The organism is Leucothrix pacifica, assembly GCF_003172875.1.
Classification (GTDB): domain Bacteria; phylum Pseudomonadota; class Gammaproteobacteria; order Thiotrichales; family Thiotrichaceae; genus Leucothrix; species Leucothrix pacifica.
This window is the reverse complement of record NZ_QGKM01000046.1, coordinates 1-16940: the sequence shown is the minus strand read 5'-3', so window position 1 is coordinate 16940 and position 16940 is coordinate 1. Positions and strand designations below refer to the sequence as shown.

Genomic DNA, 16940 nt, shown 5'->3' with positions numbered 1-16940 from the left:
TGAATAACGCTATGAGCACACAAACTACCTCAACCACTCAAGCTACTCAGCCATACCACCTACGTGGTCGCTTCTGGATTGCCAACGAAGAAGGCACATTTCTTGGCACAGGTCGCGTTATTTTGCTGGAACGCATTCAAGAGCACGGCTCCATCAGTGGCGCAGCACGCTCCATGAAAATGTCTTACCGGCAGGCTTGGCAGCTCGTTAATTCAATGAACACTCACAGCACCCAACCACTAGTGACTAGCTCTACGGGCGGTAAAGGCGGAGGTGGCGCAAGCCTGACTGATACCGGAGAACGCGCGATTCAGTTATTCCGTGAGGTCGAACAAGACATGCGTGATTTTATGGAAAAACGTTCTGGTCAGATTACCTTATGAAAACTATTTACCAGTCGTTATGTTTTGAAATGAATAACCCTGTTCCACAGGCAATGGCTGCACTAAGCCCACGCAAATTGCTCAGATCAATCGTGCTGAGCATCTTACTGGGGATTAGCAGCACTCCAGCATTTGCAGATGATCTGTTGGTCGCTGTAGCGTCAAATTTCATCAAACCGATGCAGGCGATTAGTCAGCAATTTACTGAATCGACCGGTCACAAAGTCACGCTGTCATTCGGCTCTTCCGGCAAGTTGATGGCGCAGATCAGACATGGCGCACCCTTCGATTTATTTTTGTCGGCAGATCAAGACAAGGTGACACGTTTATTAGAAAAAGAACTTGCCGTCTCCGGAAGTGAATTCATTTATGCGCAGGGGCGTCTGGTGCTGTGGTCAGGAAAGCAGGAGCTTGTCGATACTTCTGGTGATGTACTGAAGTCTGATAAGTTTCGTTATATTGCTTTGGCAGATGCCAAGTTAGCACCGTATGGCAAAGCTGCCGAGCAAGTGATAAGTGCTTTGGGCATTGAACAACACCTTAAACCGCGAGTTGTTAAAGGTGAAAATATCTCTCAGACTTATCAATTCGTGCGAACGGGCAATGCCGATTTAGGCTTTGTGGCACTGTCGCAGGTTCAGCATCATCCAGAATCCCTTAAAGGTTCACAATGGCTTATCCCCCGTGATTATCATGAGCCTATCGACCAATACGCAGTGATACTCAAACGAGCTAAGCATAAAGATGCAGCGACCGAATTTAGTCAGTTTTTACAGCGTAAAAGCACTCACGCTCTGATCCGCTCATTTGGATATGATCTGCCAACATCAGTGCAGCTAGCTGAATCTGATCAGTCTTGTGATTATGCTTACCTCCGCTGATTACTCCGCACTCTGGCTGACCTTCAAAGTCGCCTCACTCACGACGCTTATTTTGCTGATATTGGGTACGCCGGTCGCTTGGTGGCTGAGTAATACACAGTCTCGCTGGAAGCCCTTACTGAGTGCATTGATCGCAGTGCCCTTGGTTTTACCACCTACCGTGCTGGGCTTTTATTTATTGGTGCTGATGGGACCGGAAGGTGCACTGGGTCGTTTTACAGATGCTATCGGACTTGGCACGCTGCCATTTACATTCACCGGACTAGTGTTCGCCTCCTGCATTTACTCGCTGCCCTTTGTGGTACAGCCGTTGCAGAATGCTTTTGAAGCCATCGGCCCACGCCCATTGGAGGTTGCCGCCACCTTGCGAGCTAGTCCAATAGACAGCTTTTTCTCGGTCACTATTCCACTGGCAAAGCCCGGCTTTTTTACTGCAGGCATTCTTGGCTTTGCGCACACCGTAGGCGAATTCGGCGTTGTTTTGATGATTGGTGGCAACATCCCGGATAAGACGCGACTGGTCTCCGTGCAATTGTATAATCATGTTGAAGCGCTGGAATACACACAGGCACATTGGCTGGCCGCCCTCTTGTTAGGCTTTTCATTTTTGGTGCTCCTGGTGATGTATACCGTGATTAAAACGCCGCTACGAGTGCAACATGTCTGAGCGAGCCGAAGCTACTGCCAGCACTGAAAAAGACAGTATAAAATTCCACTTTCAGCTGCAACGAGATGAGTTTTCACTGGATGTAGACGGCAGTTTTTCAGGGCGTGGTGTGACGGCTATTTTTGGCCATTCCGGCTGTGGAAAAAGTACCTTATTGCGCTGCATTGCCGGGCTGGAAAAACCCCAAATCGCTTTTTTTCAAGTGGATCAATCGGTATGGGAAGACAGCAGTCAATCAACTCGCCTGCCCACTCATCAACGCCCCATCGGCTATGTGTTTCAGGAAGCCAGTTTATTTCCGCATTTGTCGGCTTTAAAAAACTTACAGTACGGTCAAAAGCGCTGTGGTCAAAGTCAAAACAACGATCAATTGGAGCAAGTGATCGACCTGTTAGGTATCGAAAACTTACTTCATCGCAAGCCTGATCGACTATCCGGTGGCGAGCGTCAGCGTGTCTCAATCGCACGTGCTTTGGCTGTGTGCCCACAGTTACTGCTCATGGATGAGCCATTATCCGCACTTGATATGAAACGCAAACGTGAGATTTTGCCGTTTCTGGAACGACTGCATCAGGAATTAGCCATACCAGTTCTCTATGTCACGCACTCCCCTGCAGAAGTCAGGCGGCTAGCGGATAATCTGGTGGTAATGGATTCTGGCAAAATCATCGCCAGTGGCAAGCTAACAGAGACAGAACAATATCTTGATGATAGTCATTTGTTTTAATAATTAAACAGTCAGCATCCCCCCGATAAGCTGAATCCACTGTTATCAGGCGTTATACTAATGCTAACCAATCCCAACCCAATTCAATACTCAGAGCGAGGAGAAACGATGAAAATTGAAACTATCTGTACCCATGAAGGTTATGAAACAGATCCGGTAACAAAATCCTGTGCGGTACCGATTTATCAAACCGTAGCTTATGAGTTCGACGATGCTCAGCACGGTGCTGACCTGTTTGATTTAGCCGTTCCCGGAAATATTTATACACGCATTATGAATCCAACCTGGGATGTACTTGAAAAGCGTGTTGCTGCCATGGAAGGTGGTATCGCGGCACTGGCAACATCAGCAGGCTCGGCAGCGATTAACTATGCATTGCTCACCCTTGCGGAGGCGGGTGATAACATTATCAGTACCCCTCAACTGTACGGTGGCTCCTACACATTACTAGCGCATATGTTGCCAAAGCAAGGCATCGAAGTGCGCTTTGCTGATAGCGATAGTGCGGCTGATATTGAAAAACTCATCGATGAAAATACCAAAGCGGTTTACTGTGAAACAATCGGTAACCCTGCCGGTAACATTGTTGATATCGCGCCTATCGCTGAGGCGGCACATCGTCATGGTGTACCATTAATTGTCGATAACACGGTGGCAACGCCTGCGTTATTACGCCCAATCGAACATGGCGCAGACATCGTGGTTCACTCACTAACCAAATACATGGGCGGCCACGGTACCACACTCGGTGGCATCATCGTTGATTCTGGTAAATTCCCATGGACTGAGCACACCGATCGCTTTCCGATTTTCAGTGAGCCAGAACCTGCTTATCACGGCGTTGTGTATAACGAAGCCTTTGGCCCGGCTGCCTTTATTGCCCGCGCACGTACCGTGCCACTCAGAAATACCGGTGCTGCCTTGTCGCCAATGAGCGCATTTATGCTATTGCAGGGCATTGAGACACTGCCTCTTCGTATGGAGCGTCACTGTGACAATGCTTTGGCTGTGGCCACTTTCCTGAAAAATCACGACGAGGTGGAGTGGGTCAATTATGCAGGTTTGGAAGGTGATAAATATTATGACCTCGCGCAGAAATATCTGGATGGTAAGCCTTCGTCATTACTAACTTTTGGTATTAAAGGTGGCTATGAAGCAGGCGTACGTTTTTATGATTCCCTGAAACTTGTGAAGCGTTTAGTGAATATTGGTGATACCAAAACATTGGCTTGCCACCCTGCCTCAACAACTCATCGCCAGATGTCTGAAGAGGAGCAAAAAAGTGCAGGTGTATCGCCAGAGATGTTGCGCCTTTGTGTTGGTATTGAACATATCGATGATATTATCGCTGACCTCACACAGGCCTTTGAAGCCGTTTAATACCTCCATAAACAAGCTATTTTGCAAGAGATAGCTTTCAAGAAAAAAAGCCGCATAAGAGGGCAGCTTATGCGGCTTGGGGATTCAGCACCTAATCATGCTGATCTCATCATCCTTGATGGATACGCTCCCTTGTACGCGCTAACAACACAAATTCCACAACTCTGTCTCTGGAAAACGTAAGTAAGCCATGAGAATACCTGAAATGTGCAAAATGTAAACAACTTATTAGGTTAAAATAAGAAACAAAACATTAATATAAATCAATTATTAGCTATTTAGTTGTTTCTATATGACTTCATGCATCTTAAATAATCTCAATATTACTTATTAAAGACTAATCCACAAAAATAACGCGCCTTCTGCACATTATCTGCAAATCCTCTCCCTATACTAAAAATCAGATTACACTGTAATGATTAAAAAATGACTAATAATGAAAAACACTAACCGACGTACCGTTGGAACACTGGCTGCCCTGCTCACAGTTTGCTCCATTGCATTACTGCTGATTGCACATCAAATCAATGCTGCCATCTTCTCACCACCGCGTCGGGCACTTCAGGAGTACCACATGAAACGAATCAACAACCCTGCCGACTACGGCTTAAGTATCATCAGCCATAACTGTCTTGACGGCCAAGTGCCTTGTTTATTGGTAGAACCTGATGGACTCGCGGGCGCTTCAAGACGTGGAAAAAAGCTTCGCCAACAATTATCAGAAAAAGGCGCAAAGCTGCCTGCGTATGGGCGCACTCAGGGGATTATTGTGCTGCTGCATGGCCGTAAAGGTCGTAAGGAGGACCTACTTCCTGTCGCCGAACGTTTCGTTGCTGCTGGCTTTCGTTGCGTATTACCTGACTTACCCGCCCACGGCGATAGCCCACTGCAATCCATGAGTTTTGGCAGCAGCGATTTCGAGCGTCAACTACCCGCTAAAGTACTGGAAGATATCCGCAATGAGTTTGGCCTGCCCGACGAGCCTGCTGCGCTATGGGGAATGTCGATGGGTGGTGCATTTGCCGTGAATGCTGCCGGTGAAGCTTCATCTGATTGGGATGCCATGATGGTAGTGAGTAGCTTTGCGAGTTTAGAAGGCGTGCTGGAGTCTCAGATCCCTGAACCATGGAAGCCGGTCTTTCCGGCACTGCTGTCGTTACTGGATATCGAACGCAACTTGCAACAACGCCCAACCATTCGTTCAATTCGTCCCCGGCAGGTCGCCCAGCACGTCAAGCTACCAACCTTGCTGGTGCATGGTAATCAGGACAACTTTGTATCGATTCAGCAAGGGCAAGATTTGTATGACGCGCTAGGGAGCCGTAACCGAAAATGGCTGACGGTACCGGGCGCAGGACATCGCAATGTATTAGCGACTTCGATGCCGCTCTATTCTGAAATGAGTGATTGGTTGCGCCAGGTGATGCCTGATAAGGATCAGAGCCGTTAAGCTCTTTAGCCAACTCGCTCAGATTATGGATTAAGAACTGACTCAAATTACAACCTTCTTTGGGTCACCCCCATATCTTGGGTAGAAAACTGTTTCCGATAAGACACCGGAGATATATGTAGCCGCTTTCTAAAATGATGCCGCAAGGTCATTGCCGTACCAAAGCCAACCTGCGCCGCCACCCGTTCAACACTCAGATCAGTACTTTCCAGCAATGTCTTAGCACGTTGCACCCGCGCCTCACTCAACCATTCGCCAGGCGTGGTACCGGTTGCCTCTTTGAAGCGCCTCAAAAACGTACGCTCACTCAGATTCATCGTCGCCGCCAGCTTAGCCGTCGGGTGTGGCTGATCCAGCTGACTGTGCATTAAATCCAGCACCGGTGAAATCATTCCCCGATCATTCGACGGCACTGGCTGCTGTACAAATTGTGCCTGACTACCTTCCCTCAGTGGCGGTATCACCAAACGTCGGGCAACCTGATTGGCGATATCACTACCAAAATCTTTTCGCACAATATGCAGACATAAATCGAGCCCTGCTGCACTTCCCGCTGATGTCAGCAAAGACTCATGATCGATATAAAGTACATCCGTTTTCACATCGATTTCCGGATGTTTTTTCTTAAGGGTATCGATGTAGCGCCAGTGCGTGGTTGCTGATTTTTTATTAAGCAGACCTGTCGATGCCAACACTTTTACCCCAGAACAGATGGACGTCAATCGCGTACCCGCCGCATGTAATTGGCACAACTTATCTATGACCTCAGCCGGTACATCATCGTCGATTCCTGACCAACCGGGGATAATAATCAGATCTGCCTTTTCAAGCGCACTTAATGAAATATCAGGGCTAATTTGTCCATGATATTGCGTGTTAACCGGTTTTCCATCTATCGAGACAGTTTTGAATTGATACCAATTACTCCCCATTTCCGGACGTGGCAAGCCAAACACTTCAGCAACGCAGGAGAATTCAAACATGCAGAGCTGTTCGTAAATCAATACAACAACGGTTTTGGAGTCTTGAGCATTTGTCATTATTTAAACGTATATTGTCATTTCTGCCAATGTTAGCGCCTGACGCTTTGCAACACAATAGACTCATCTTCAGGAAAACAAACAAGTAATCCGACATGACTAATAACGTAACCGCAGTACCTGCCGCTAATTCAAGTGATGCCCTAACCCATTTTGAGAAGCAATTCGAGTTTGAAACAGACTGCTGGGATACCCACGACGCTTTGCAGCAAGAGGACAAAGGATTTGTATTGCTGGATGTGAGAAACAAAGCGCTTTATAACGCTGGTCACGTGCCGGGCGCGGTGCATCTGCCACATGGGAAAATCGTCGCCTCAAAGCTGAAGGCATGGGATGAAGACATGCTGTTTGTGGTTTACTGCGCTGGGCCACACTGTAATGGTGCAGCTAAAGCAGCGGTTAGATTAGCGAAACTTGGTCGTCCGGTGAAAATCATGGCTGGTGGTATTACTGGCTGGATTGATGAAGGATTTGCCTTGACTACTATTAATTACAAGGATTAAAGGGAAGCTATTTACGTTATTGACAGATTTCCGATTAACTACCCCAGATTCTCGCCCATAATCAATGTAAGGCGAGTAATTCATCCAACAAGTCAGACAAAGGAATGACCTCAATACTGTCTGTCTTTGGGTAACGATCATTACCAGAATAAACAATAAATGTTTTGTCAGGTTGAATATCGATCATTGCAGAGTGTAAGCCTTTACTAGTGCTTGGAGCTTCTGAAAGCTTTATTTCAATTGCCCAAACACCATGTTTGGCCCCCATGTTTAAAACCAGATCGATTTCAGCCCCTGCACTGGAACGATAAAAACTGGCTTGTGTTCGACGAGGGGCAGCACTGAGTATATTTTCAATAACAAAACCTTCCCAGCTACTTCCTACAACGGGATGTCCTAGCAGTTCGTCCCGCGACTCGATACCTAAGAGCGCATGAACCAAACCACTATCCCGCACATATGTTTTAGGCGCTTTAACTAACCTTTTTTTGGTATTGGTAAAATAAGGAGGCAGGCGCCTAACAAGCAATAGGTCAGTTAAAAGATCTAAGTAACGGCTGATGGCAGGACTTGAAACACCGAGGTTTCCAGCTAGTTTTGATGAGTTAAGCAGCCCCCCTTGCCCATGAGCTAGCATAGTCCATAAATTACCCACGGACGTTGCAGACATACGTGGTGCAAACATGGGGACATCACGGTCTAGGTATGAGCGAATGAAGTCTAGCCGGTTATCGAAACTATCTTCGTCATCTGCAGCTAGAAGACTCCTTGGGTAGCCCCCTCGAAGCCATAAGGTATTGAGGCCAATATCTTGTGTATCGGTATACAGTAAAGGCGGCAGATCAATATAAGCAATTCGACCAGCCAGCGTTTCTGATTGTTGCATCAAATCCATAGAGGCTGAACCAAGAATTAAAAAGCGACCATTCCCATGCCCACTTTCTCTTCCTTCATCAATGATCCCTCTCAGCTCGTTGAATAACTCAGGGACTCGGTGTATTTCATCTAATACAACTAACTTATCTTGATGGCTTTTTAAGTAAGTTCTTGGGCTACTTAATTTTGCACGGTCTTCGGCCCGTTCAAGGTCTAGGTAGATTGAAGGTCTATCCTGAGCAATTGACTTAGCCAGTGTTGTTTTTCCAACTTGACGCGGCCCAATCATTGCAACCGCAGGCTGTCGCTTAAGCGCTTTTTCAATTTTATTGTGTGCGAGAGGTCTTTTAATCATTCTTGCAATTTTAACGCCTGCCGTTAATATTACAAGGATAAAAACCTCTGGTAAGCAAGAAGATGTTCAATATATTAAATACATTTCAGGTGTTTCGCTGACCAGTACGCTAGTTTGCGCTGAGCTCCGCATATTAATTGTTCTCACTTAATGACCTTCCATCATCACACCAATCAAATACTCCCCAACCAACTTCGTCGCATACTTCTGCATCGGATCAAAATACCACGCCGGATCAAGTAAACGCTCGTACTTGATAGTAAGCGTCACCTCTGTGCTGCCTCCATCAAGCGGATGCATAGAAATCTCAGTACCCAAGGCGTTCAAATAAGTTGCAAGGTAACTCGTGTCATCCAACACCTCTAAACGAATGCTCCGGTCAGACACCTCGGCCACCTTGAGCTTGGTATAACCTTCGTGTGTGTTCGTCACAAACCAGCGGTGATAACGGTAGTGAATGGTATGGATATCGCCTTCTTCGAGCGCCTTTGCATCCATTTGATATGGCATCGGAAACAACGATAAAAACCAATGGCGCTCCTGATTCAGTTCCACCGGTTGAATCAGATTGTGCTTAACTTCAGGGATACTAGCATTGACTACTTTGGTTGCGCTGACAGCGTTGTAGCGGTTGAAACTTAGTTCTGGTGAAATTCCTTCCAGTGCAGCCACAAACAATAATAGTGGTAATACATGAAGATGCAGGCGGCTTTTTGATTTATTGTGTTCGTAGGCCAACTTGATCAGAAAAACGATAAAGATGACGCCAAAATAAATCGGCATAAACATCACGACACATAGGAACCCTTCAAACAATATTGCCGAACTGGCTAGCATAATAATCAGGGAATACATGGATAGTCGAGCGAAAGAAGATTTCCAACCCTGTTTCGACATCGTCGCGGTAAACGGCAGCAGTAAAACGGCAATCACCGATGGAATTCCCACATACAAAATAGCCGCTCCCGAAATATCGGAGCGTAGTATCAAATGCATGGCAATCGATACCACGATAATGATGCAAAACAAAATAAATAGGGAAGGCCTTATTGCTTTGGGTGATTTTTGGTCTGGTATCGATTCTTGGTTTGCCGGTTTTTGATCTGGCACTGATGCTTGATCTGACATACCGCCTCCTAATCCTTGTCTGCAATCTGTTTGCTTTCTTTCTTAAGCCCGGAACCAACCGGACAGAAGTTCGCTGCAAAATCCTGCAAGTTACTGACCAAATTGTCACGATTGAGACTGTAATGCATATACTGCCCTTTCTTTTCACCCGTAATGAGATTAGCGGTTTGCAGTATTTTCAGGTGCTTCGACAAGGCCGGTTTACTCATTTCAAAGCGTTCAGAAATTTCTCCGGCAGTCAGTGGTGTTGCGGATAAATAACTGAGAATTTTGCGTCTCGGCGTTGAGGAAAGAGCTTCGAAAACCAGATTAATATTATCCATTGTTGCTACTCCTGTAGTTTGATGCCAGTACTGAGTCAGTGGAGCCGATGTGCTTTGGCACTGAACCGGCAATATCGGTTTGCTTTGGTACTACTCTCAACTCCGGTCGTTCAGCTAAGTATTTTGGTAGTTTGATATTCCATACCAAGCCCACTTTTTCCAAGACTCGCAATACCCACCATCCCGGATCCACTTCATTCGCATGAAGTCCAAGTTTGGCAGACCCCGGAAAAGCATGGTGATTGTTGTGCCAGCATTCGCCCATGGTCAGTAGACCAATATGTTTGATGTTATAGCCTTGCACGGCGGCTCCTTCTACATGCCAGTGTTTTTCACCCTGATTATGCGCAAAATATCCCACTAACCAATGTCCGGTCACGCTAACTGCAACCCGCATACAGACACCCCAAACAATCCAACTGATACCACCAAAATAACCTAACAGAATCGCTAAAGGCAGCTGCTGCCACATCCAGTACTTCTCCATAAAGGCGTACATTTTGTCATCCCTGATATGCTCCTCTGACGTGAACTCGGGTGAAAACTTAAGTTTAATATCGCAGTGCACCTGCCAAAACCAATCCGTCATCATTGGCTGTTGGTGCGCAAAATAATCATGACAATGCTTTTGACGCTGCGCCCAATCACGCAGATCATGCGTTCTCATCATGCCGATTGGACCAGCAAGTCCGACAAGCACACCGAGGTAAACAAAGCTATATTCCAACCACTTCGGACATTCGTAGCTGTTATGGATGAGTCGACGGTGCATGCCAAGTGAGTGACCCAAGCACAGTATAATCGCTGAGGTGACGAGGAAAACCAACAAGGCATCCGCACTAAATGTAAGTACGCCACCAATAATGGCAATCAGATACATGGATGACATCCACAGTGATTTGAGCGGAGAAAAATGGATTGAGCCGTGAAGTGCGGGATCAGGTTCTGGTGGTGTGATAAAGCGGGGAGTATCTATGCTCATAATTAACTATTTAACTTATTAGTTAATTAACTGTTTATCATTCCTAGTCTAATGTCAACGAGAAACCTACGAGCGGTCACTCCATGACAAACATCACTGACTCAGATTGGAAACATCAAATACTCCCCTAACCCTGAACTTGTGTTTAAGATTTCCGACGTTCTGGAGTGAACTACGACGCTGTATTTATACTACGCATGGTTAAATCTCCTTCACCAACCGCAAGGCATCATAAATCGCTGCGTGCGTGTTACGTGCAGACACTGCATCACCAATTCGAAACAGTTGGAATCCACCCGATTCGTTTGGCCTCATTGTCTGCGGTTTACCTTTAACCAAAGCATCCTGATCTACCGCGCCTTCATTTGATGACAGCGGTTTCAACTCAAAATACAGATCGTCCAACGGCAACGTACCGTAATTAACCACCACCTGATCATATTCCGCCTGATAGCTGTGATCACTGTAATCAGTGCCGATGGTGGCAACCAACTTACTGCCATCACGCGCAACATCCAGCAAACGACGCGTCACTGTAAAAGTGACATCTTTATCTTGCAGCGCGCGCATATATGGCACCAGATTCATCGCCATAATATCCGGTGATAAGGAGCGATCCGGCGTCATAACCTCCACCTTAGCACCAGCATTCGCCGCAATCTCTGCTGCCTGTAATGCGGGATGGTCACCCGACTCATCGTAGATCAATATATGCTCGGCGGGCTTCACATCTCGGCCAATCAAGTCCCAGGCGGTAATCACATGCGCTTGCTCGCCGCGCTTGGTTTCAAATAGCTCCGTATTTGGTAAACCACCAGTGGCAATGATTACTACATCCGGGTTTAATGCCGTCACATCCTCCACCTCTGCCCAATGATTGTATTTGATCTCTACATTGTGCTTGGCACACTGCTCCAAACGCCAGTCGATAATGGAGATCATTTCGCGTCGACGAGGTGATTGTGCGGTTAAACGAACCTGTCCACCGGCATCCGGTGCAGCTTCAAATACGGTGACCTTATGCCCACGCTCTGCCGCTACTCTGGCCGCTTCCAAACCTGCTGGCCCGGCCCCAACAATCACTATATTTTTCTTCGTATCTGCCGCCGGTATATCATGCGGCATGGTTAATTCACGCCCCGTTGCTGCATTGTGAATACACAGTGCTTCCGCGCCACGATAAATGCGATCCAAACAATACGTTGCGCCCACACAAGGACGGATTTCATGTTCCTGCCCTGCTTCCAGCTTGCGCACGATATGCGGGTCAGCCATGTGTGCTCGTGTCATACCGACCATATCCAACAGGCCGCTTGATATGGCATGTCGTGCGGTTGCCAAGTCCGGAATTTTGGCTGCATGAAACACGGGTAAATCAGTGGCTTGTTTAACCTTACCGGCAAAGTCCAGATGCGGCGCATTGGCCATGCCTTGTATCGGAATCAGATCCGTCATAGCAGGGTCGGTATGAATTCGCCCCTTTACAACGTTGAGAAAATCGACCATGCCACAAGCTGCCAAACGCTTGGAAATATCGACACCCTCGGCTTCGGTAATGCCGCCTTTTTGCGCCTCATCTGCTGTATAGCGTACTCCTACGATGAACTCATCCCCAACGCGCTTGCGAACAGCTTCGAGCACATCCATCGGGAAACGCAGACGGTTTTCCAGTGTATCCGCACCGTAAGGTCCAACCAGATCATTGGATAATGGCGACCAGAATTGATCCAGCAAATGGCCATAAACTTGCAGCTCAATCCCATCCATACCACCAGCTTTCATGCGCTCGGCAGCATCTGCAAAGTCGTTGATAATCCGCGCGATATCCCAATCTTCAATGAGTTTTGGAAAGGCTTTGTGCGCCGGTTCGCGGTGTTTGGAAGAAGAGACAGACGGCAGCCAATCACCCTTATCCCATGTGGTGCGGCGTCCCAGATGCGTGAGTTGGATCATCGCGGCACAATCATACTCATGCAGACTATCAGTCAGGCGCTGCGTCCAAGGCACAACTTCGTCGGTGTAGGCCAGAATATTATTGAATACAGGAGGACTGTCTTTACTAACCGCAGCAGAACCTGCAGTCATTGCCAGTGCAACACCGGCTTTGGCGCGCTCAGCGTGATAGGCAATATAACGCTCTTTCGGCATGCCATCTTCGGGATACGCTGGCTCATGACTGGTCGTCATGATTCGGTTTTTCAGCGTCAAATGCTTGAGCTGGAACGGCTGTAACAACGGGTCTTTTGACATACTCCATTCTCCTACCTAGTTTTAACACCAGTGTCTTGATAATGGACAGATGAGTCAATGCTTGATCCGCAACTCTATCTAATTAAGCGCATCTCCATACTTTCTCCATGTTTCTTCCTTATTTCCTACATGATTTCTAAGCACAATACACTCACTCCTACAGCAACATCTCTCCCCTTCGCGCCCCTTATTTGGGGCGTTTTTTTATTCTAAATTAGCTCAGTCATTGGTGTAATTTTGCCTTCAGAGTGGTTAATTCATCGGTTTATCGGAATCAGAAGCCAACATCCCTGCTGCAATCTCATTGTGCCGTTTAATGAGCGGCGGTAAATCAACGTGCGGTAATTCACCCTCACGCACCACCACCTGCCCATTAATAATCGACAACCAAGCCGTGCCCGGTGCACAAGTCATTAAGGACGCAACCAGATCACTCTGCCCGCCCGCATGAGTTAATCCATCAATGCGGAACGCCACCAAGTCCGCAGACTTACCAACTTCCAGACTACCAATATCATCTTCACGACGCAGCACTCGCGCACCACCCAACGTCGCCAGCTCCAACGCCTCACGCGCCGAAAAACGATCCGCCCACGCTTCAAATCCAGGCCAGCCAACGCGCTGCAATAACATCGCCTGACGTGCTTCACCCAGCATGTGATTACCATCATTACTGGCAGAACCATCCACACCCAAAGCGACCTTCATGCCCGCATCCACCATCTCACGTACCGGTGCAATACCTGACGCCAGTATCATATTACTGCTCGGACAATGACAAATACCGGTGCGGGTCTCTGCCATCTGCACAATCTCATCACTCGACGGGTGCACCATGTGCGCAAACCATACATCATCTCCCAGCCATCCCACGCTCTCCATATATTCCAACGGACGCATGCCAAATTTCTCCATGCAAAAACGATCTTCGTCGATGGTTTCAGCAAGGTGCGTATGCAGGTTTACTTTGGGGTATTTACGCGCCAGATCAGCCGTCTTTTTCATCAACTCACCCGTCACGCTAAACGGCGAACACGGTGCCAAGCCTATGCGTAACATTGAGTGCATCTCAGCATCGTGAAACTCCTCAATGACGCGAATACAATCTTCCAGAATACTCTCTTCATCCTGACATACTGAATCTGGTGGCAGACCACCTTGACTCTCACCCAAACTCATGCTGCCACGCGTGGGATGGAAACGCACGCCCAGCTCTTGCGCAGCACGGATTTCATCATCCAGCTTTGCACCGTTGGGGAATAAATACAGGTGATCAGCGACCGTGGTGGCGCCGGATAATAATAGCTCCGACAGACCAACTTTGGCGCTGACATACACCGCTTCACCGTCCATTTTTCCCCAGATTTTGTAGAGTGTTTTTAGCCAGTCGAATAAGGATAAACCTTGGGCTGTACCGACAGTACGGGTCAGAGTTTGGTAGAGGTGGTGATGGCAGTTGATTAAACCGGGGATGATGACGGTGCCGGTTGCATCGATGGTTTCATCTGGGGTGATTCCCTGCTCTGTGCAGTATTTTTCTAATTCTGCGGTGGTGTCTACAGCTTCGATCACATTGTCGCGGATTAGGATTGCACCGTCGGGGATTTCTAGGCGGTCAGCGTCCATGGTTACGAGGACTTTGGCATTAGTGATTAGTTTTGTAGTCATAAATTTCTATCGTTTGATTAAAATTCTTCCAGAATTCGTGTTTTGCATCGTGTCTCCATTTCAGTCTCAATAACTGTGCATCTGCTATTTTGAATACGACACTTTAGCCCTTTGCTGTGAGGGATTTGCGCTTAAATTAGCTCAACCCAAAAACCGCTCACGCACTTCCGGAGTCGGAACCATGCACACATCCTTTTTACCAAAAAGCCGGTAACGATACTTTGCAAATACCCGATAAAAAACATCTCGAATCGGAGCTGGTACAATTACAAATACTCGAAATAACTTCCAGAACCCTGTCAGGTCTTTGGTGATTTCAAGCGCGGCATCTGTACGTTGGTAGAGTTTGCCGTCTTTGATTAGCAGGAATGTATCTAGGTTGGGGTTATCGATTCCGTGTTGTTTCATTAAGGCTTGGGCCGTTTCACCTTGCATAGGTGCGAAGCTGAATTTGCCTTCGGGATCTCGGGCGATTATAAAGTTGACGGAGCTATTGCAGAAGTTGCAGATGCCGTCGAAGATTATGGTGGATTTATTGTTGTTCATAGTAAGAGGAAGCACCCAAGTAAACCAGTAACAGAGCCTATTTTTGTGAAGGGTCCAATCTATCCAACCACTGCAACGGCTCTCTCGCCTGATGCACCACAGTAATTACCGTGACATAACTAGCATCTATCCGATAGAAAATCGAGTAAGGAAAACGCTTCATCGGATAACGATATACTTTAGTTTTCGGATAAGCACAGAAAAATTGCTCAGGCGCATCGGCAACTTTCAGAAGATCAGATTCAAGCTGATCAATAAATTGAGCACCTAGACCGGCAACCCTACCATCATAAAAATCAACGGTATTTTCAATATCTTCGTATGCTTCAGGGTGTAGGACATAACGCATTATTGCGCTCTATCCAATGACCGTTTTCTTAAACTCTGCAAGGCTGTCGGGCCATCTAATATTTCAATCTCACCATTATCAAGCTGTGCAAGTCTTTGCGTGATTTGTGCCTCTAATTCATCCTCAGCTTGTTTTTTCTGCTCCAACGCTTTTAGTAAGCTAGTGTAGGATTCTTTAATGCGTAAATACTCATCCTTGTATGATTTGAGAGGTAAGTGCTCATTCACACAACGACGAACAGCTTCACTTGCCGTTTTATATCCTTCCTGTTTCATAATTGCCTGAAGATTATGTTCCTCTTCTTCATTAAGGCGTAAGGTAAAAGCCATGACTAAACTCTCCAAAATTGAGATCAACACGTTGGTATCAAATATAACATATGAAGCTATACTTTATCGAATAGTGATACCACAATAATAAAGCACCGATGAAACCAACTAACTCCAAAGAGCCAATACCATGCCCAAATTAGGCGCTCCCTTCCTCCACAGCATCACCAGTCTCGAAGAAAACTTCGACAGATCCCGCTTTCCTTTCAATATTCCTGCCTATGACAAAGGAATAAACATCGCTCTGGACTCCAAAGTCACAATGCTAGTCGGGGAAAACGGCAGTGGTAAATCAACCTTATTAGAAGCAGTAGCAGAATGTTGTGGTTTCGATCCCGAAGGGGGCAACCGTGATCACTATCGAGAGTCATTTGAAGATCGATCCGAGTTGGCCAAAGCGCTACGCTTGTCATGGCTGCCGCGCACTACAGAAGGCTTTTTCCTGAGAGCGGAAAGTTTTTTTAATTTCGCAACGTATATTGAGGAGGTATCAAATCTTCGCGCTTACGGAGGCAAATCACTCCACAAACAATCACACGGTGAGTCCTTTCTGGCGTTATTTGAAAACAGGTTTGAGCACGGCTTCTATATCTTAGATGAGCCAGAGGCAGCATTATCACCCCAACGACAACTAGCGTTTATGAGTATTATTAACCAGCTTGAAGCTCCAGGCCATGCACAGTTTTTGATAGCGACACATTCCCCTATTCTGTTGAGCTATCCCGGTGCGAAAGTTATCAGTTTCGATGATGGGGAAATTAAGCAAATCGACTATAAAGAGAGTAGTCATTACCAGCTGACTAAATCATTCCTCGACTCGCCGGAAAGGTATTTTCGCCAATTATTCGAAGATTATGATGATGCATAACATTCAAATTTCACCCCACAACCAATGCTAACCATTGCCTAACACCAACAAGCGATATACCCTAGCGGCCTTTAACTAATATATCAGATATCCCTGTGGTATGATTTGATAGAACATAACACCCTCTAGGAGAATGATATGAACGCATCCCAACCTTAAATCAGAGTGGTTAATCAGACCGAAAAGAGGTGAATACTCCCGGCCTGCGGCATCAAAGTGCCCAAGTCGTGGTAAA

The 16940-nt window shown here is 46.8% G+C and carries 18 protein-coding genes; 8 read left to right on the top strand and 10 right to left on the bottom strand.

The genetic code is table 11. The features are described from left to right. Positions 1 to 11 precede the first annotated feature (11 nt). From DKW60_RS15035 to DKW60_RS15010, 6 genes are all read left to right on the top strand, one after another. Positions 12 to 383, top strand: coding sequence for a winged helix-turn-helix domain-containing protein (locus tag DKW60_RS15035; RefSeq protein WP_109838481.1), 372 nt, complete (start codon positions 12 to 14; stop codon positions 381 to 383). After that, positions 380 to 1264, top strand: coding sequence for a molybdate ABC transporter substrate-binding protein (gene modA, locus DKW60_RS15030; RefSeq protein ID WP_219988774.1), 885 nt, complete (start codon positions 380 to 382; stop codon positions 1262 to 1264). Before DKW60_RS15035 ends, modA begins: the two co-directional genes overlap by 4 nt. After that, positions 1248 to 1931 (top strand): molybdate ABC transporter permease subunit, encoded by a 684-nt coding sequence (modB, locus tag DKW60_RS15025; RefSeq protein WP_219988773.1) that lies wholly within the window; start codon positions 1248 to 1250, stop codon positions 1929 to 1931. Before modA ends, modB begins: the two co-directional genes overlap by 17 nt. After that, entirely contained in the window at positions 1924 to 2658 is a 735-nt protein-coding gene (gene modC / locus DKW60_RS15020) for a molybdenum ABC transporter ATP-binding protein (protein WP_109838480.1), read from the top strand. Before modB ends, modC begins: the two co-directional genes overlap by 8 nt. 108 nt (positions 2659 to 2766) lie before the next feature. Continuing rightward, a complete protein-coding gene (locus DKW60_RS15015; RefSeq protein WP_109838479.1) occupies positions 2767 to 4038 on the top strand; it encodes an O-acetylhomoserine aminocarboxypropyltransferase/cysteine synthase family protein in 1272 nt (423 codons plus the stop codon). Between the two features lie 436 nt (positions 4039 to 4474). After that, a complete protein-coding gene (locus DKW60_RS15010; RefSeq protein WP_109838478.1) occupies positions 4475 to 5488 on the top strand; it encodes an alpha/beta hydrolase family protein in 1014 nt (337 codons plus the stop codon). A gap of 47 nt (positions 5489 to 5535) precedes the next feature. On the opposite strand, the gene ftrA is transcribed toward DKW60_RS15010, so the two are convergent. Next, a complete protein-coding gene (gene ftrA / locus DKW60_RS15005; RefSeq protein ID WP_109838477.1) occupies positions 5536 to 6528 on the bottom strand; it encodes a transcriptional regulator FtrA in 993 nt (330 codons plus the stop codon). Between the two features lie 95 nt (positions 6529 to 6623). Between ftrA and DKW60_RS15000 the strand changes: the two genes are divergently transcribed. After that, on the top strand, positions 6624 to 7031 hold the full coding sequence (locus tag DKW60_RS15000) for a rhodanese-like domain-containing protein (RefSeq protein ID WP_109838476.1): 408 nt from the start codon (positions 6624 to 6626) through the stop codon (positions 7029 to 7031). Between the two features lie 61 nt (positions 7032 to 7092). Here the strand turns inward: DKW60_RS15000 and DKW60_RS14995 are convergent, their stop codons facing one another. The 9 genes from DKW60_RS14995 to DKW60_RS14950 form a co-directional block, all read right to left on the bottom strand. After that, a complete protein-coding gene (locus tag DKW60_RS14995; protein WP_109838475.1) occupies positions 7093 to 8262 on the bottom strand; it encodes an ATP-binding protein in 1170 nt (389 codons plus the stop codon). Between the two features lie 147 nt (positions 8263 to 8409). Continuing rightward, on the bottom strand, positions 8410 to 9390 hold the full coding sequence (locus DKW60_RS14990) for a hypothetical protein (RefSeq protein ID WP_146203494.1): 981 nt from the start codon (positions 9388 to 9390) through the stop codon (positions 8410 to 8412). Positions 9391 to 9398: 8 nt separating this feature from the next. After that, the gene (locus tag DKW60_RS14980) at positions 9399 to 9713 is read right to left on the bottom strand and encodes a metalloregulator ArsR/SmtB family transcription factor (protein ID WP_109838472.1); all 315 of its coding nucleotides are present in this window, start codon (positions 9711 to 9713) and stop codon (positions 9399 to 9401) included. Then, positions 9706 to 10695 carry an acyl-CoA desaturase gene (locus DKW60_RS14975; protein ID WP_181389722.1) on the bottom strand — a complete coding sequence of 330 codons (990 nt, stop codon included), beginning with the start codon at positions 10693 to 10695 and terminating at the stop codon, positions 9706 to 9708. The genes DKW60_RS14980 and DKW60_RS14975 overlap by 8 nt, the downstream gene beginning before the upstream one ends. A 201-nt stretch (positions 10696 to 10896) precedes the next feature. Next, complete coding sequence (locus DKW60_RS14970) at positions 10897 to 12945, bottom strand: NADH:flavin oxidoreductase (protein ID WP_109838471.1); 2049 nt, start codon at positions 12943 to 12945, stop codon at positions 10897 to 10899. 252 nt (positions 12946 to 13197) lie between these two features. Next, complete coding sequence (locus DKW60_RS14965; protein WP_109838470.1) at positions 13198 to 14613, bottom strand: 8-oxoguanine deaminase; 1416 nt, start codon at positions 14611 to 14613, stop codon at positions 13198 to 13200. A 141-nt stretch (positions 14614 to 14754) separates the two neighbouring features. After that, positions 14755 to 15159, bottom strand: coding sequence for a thiol-disulfide oxidoreductase DCC family protein (locus DKW60_RS14960; RefSeq protein WP_109838469.1), 405 nt, complete (start codon positions 15157 to 15159; stop codon positions 14755 to 14757). Positions 15160 to 15196: 37 nt separating this feature from the next. After that, a complete protein-coding gene (locus tag DKW60_RS14955; protein ID WP_109838468.1) occupies positions 15197 to 15508 on the bottom strand; it encodes a type II toxin-antitoxin system RelE/ParE family toxin in 312 nt (103 codons plus the stop codon). Next, positions 15508 to 15837 (bottom strand): hypothetical protein, encoded by a 330-nt coding sequence (locus tag DKW60_RS14950; protein ID WP_109838467.1) that lies wholly within the window; start codon positions 15835 to 15837, stop codon positions 15508 to 15510. Before DKW60_RS14950 ends, DKW60_RS14955 begins: the two co-directional genes overlap by 1 nt. A 130-nt stretch (positions 15838 to 15967) precedes the next feature. Here DKW60_RS14950 and DKW60_RS14945 point away from each other — a divergent pair, with 130 nt between their 5' ends. After that, positions 15968 to 16705 (top strand): AAA family ATPase, encoded by a 738-nt coding sequence (locus DKW60_RS14945; protein WP_109838466.1) that lies wholly within the window; start codon positions 15968 to 15970, stop codon positions 16703 to 16705. Positions 16706 to 16940 lie beyond the last annotated feature (235 nt).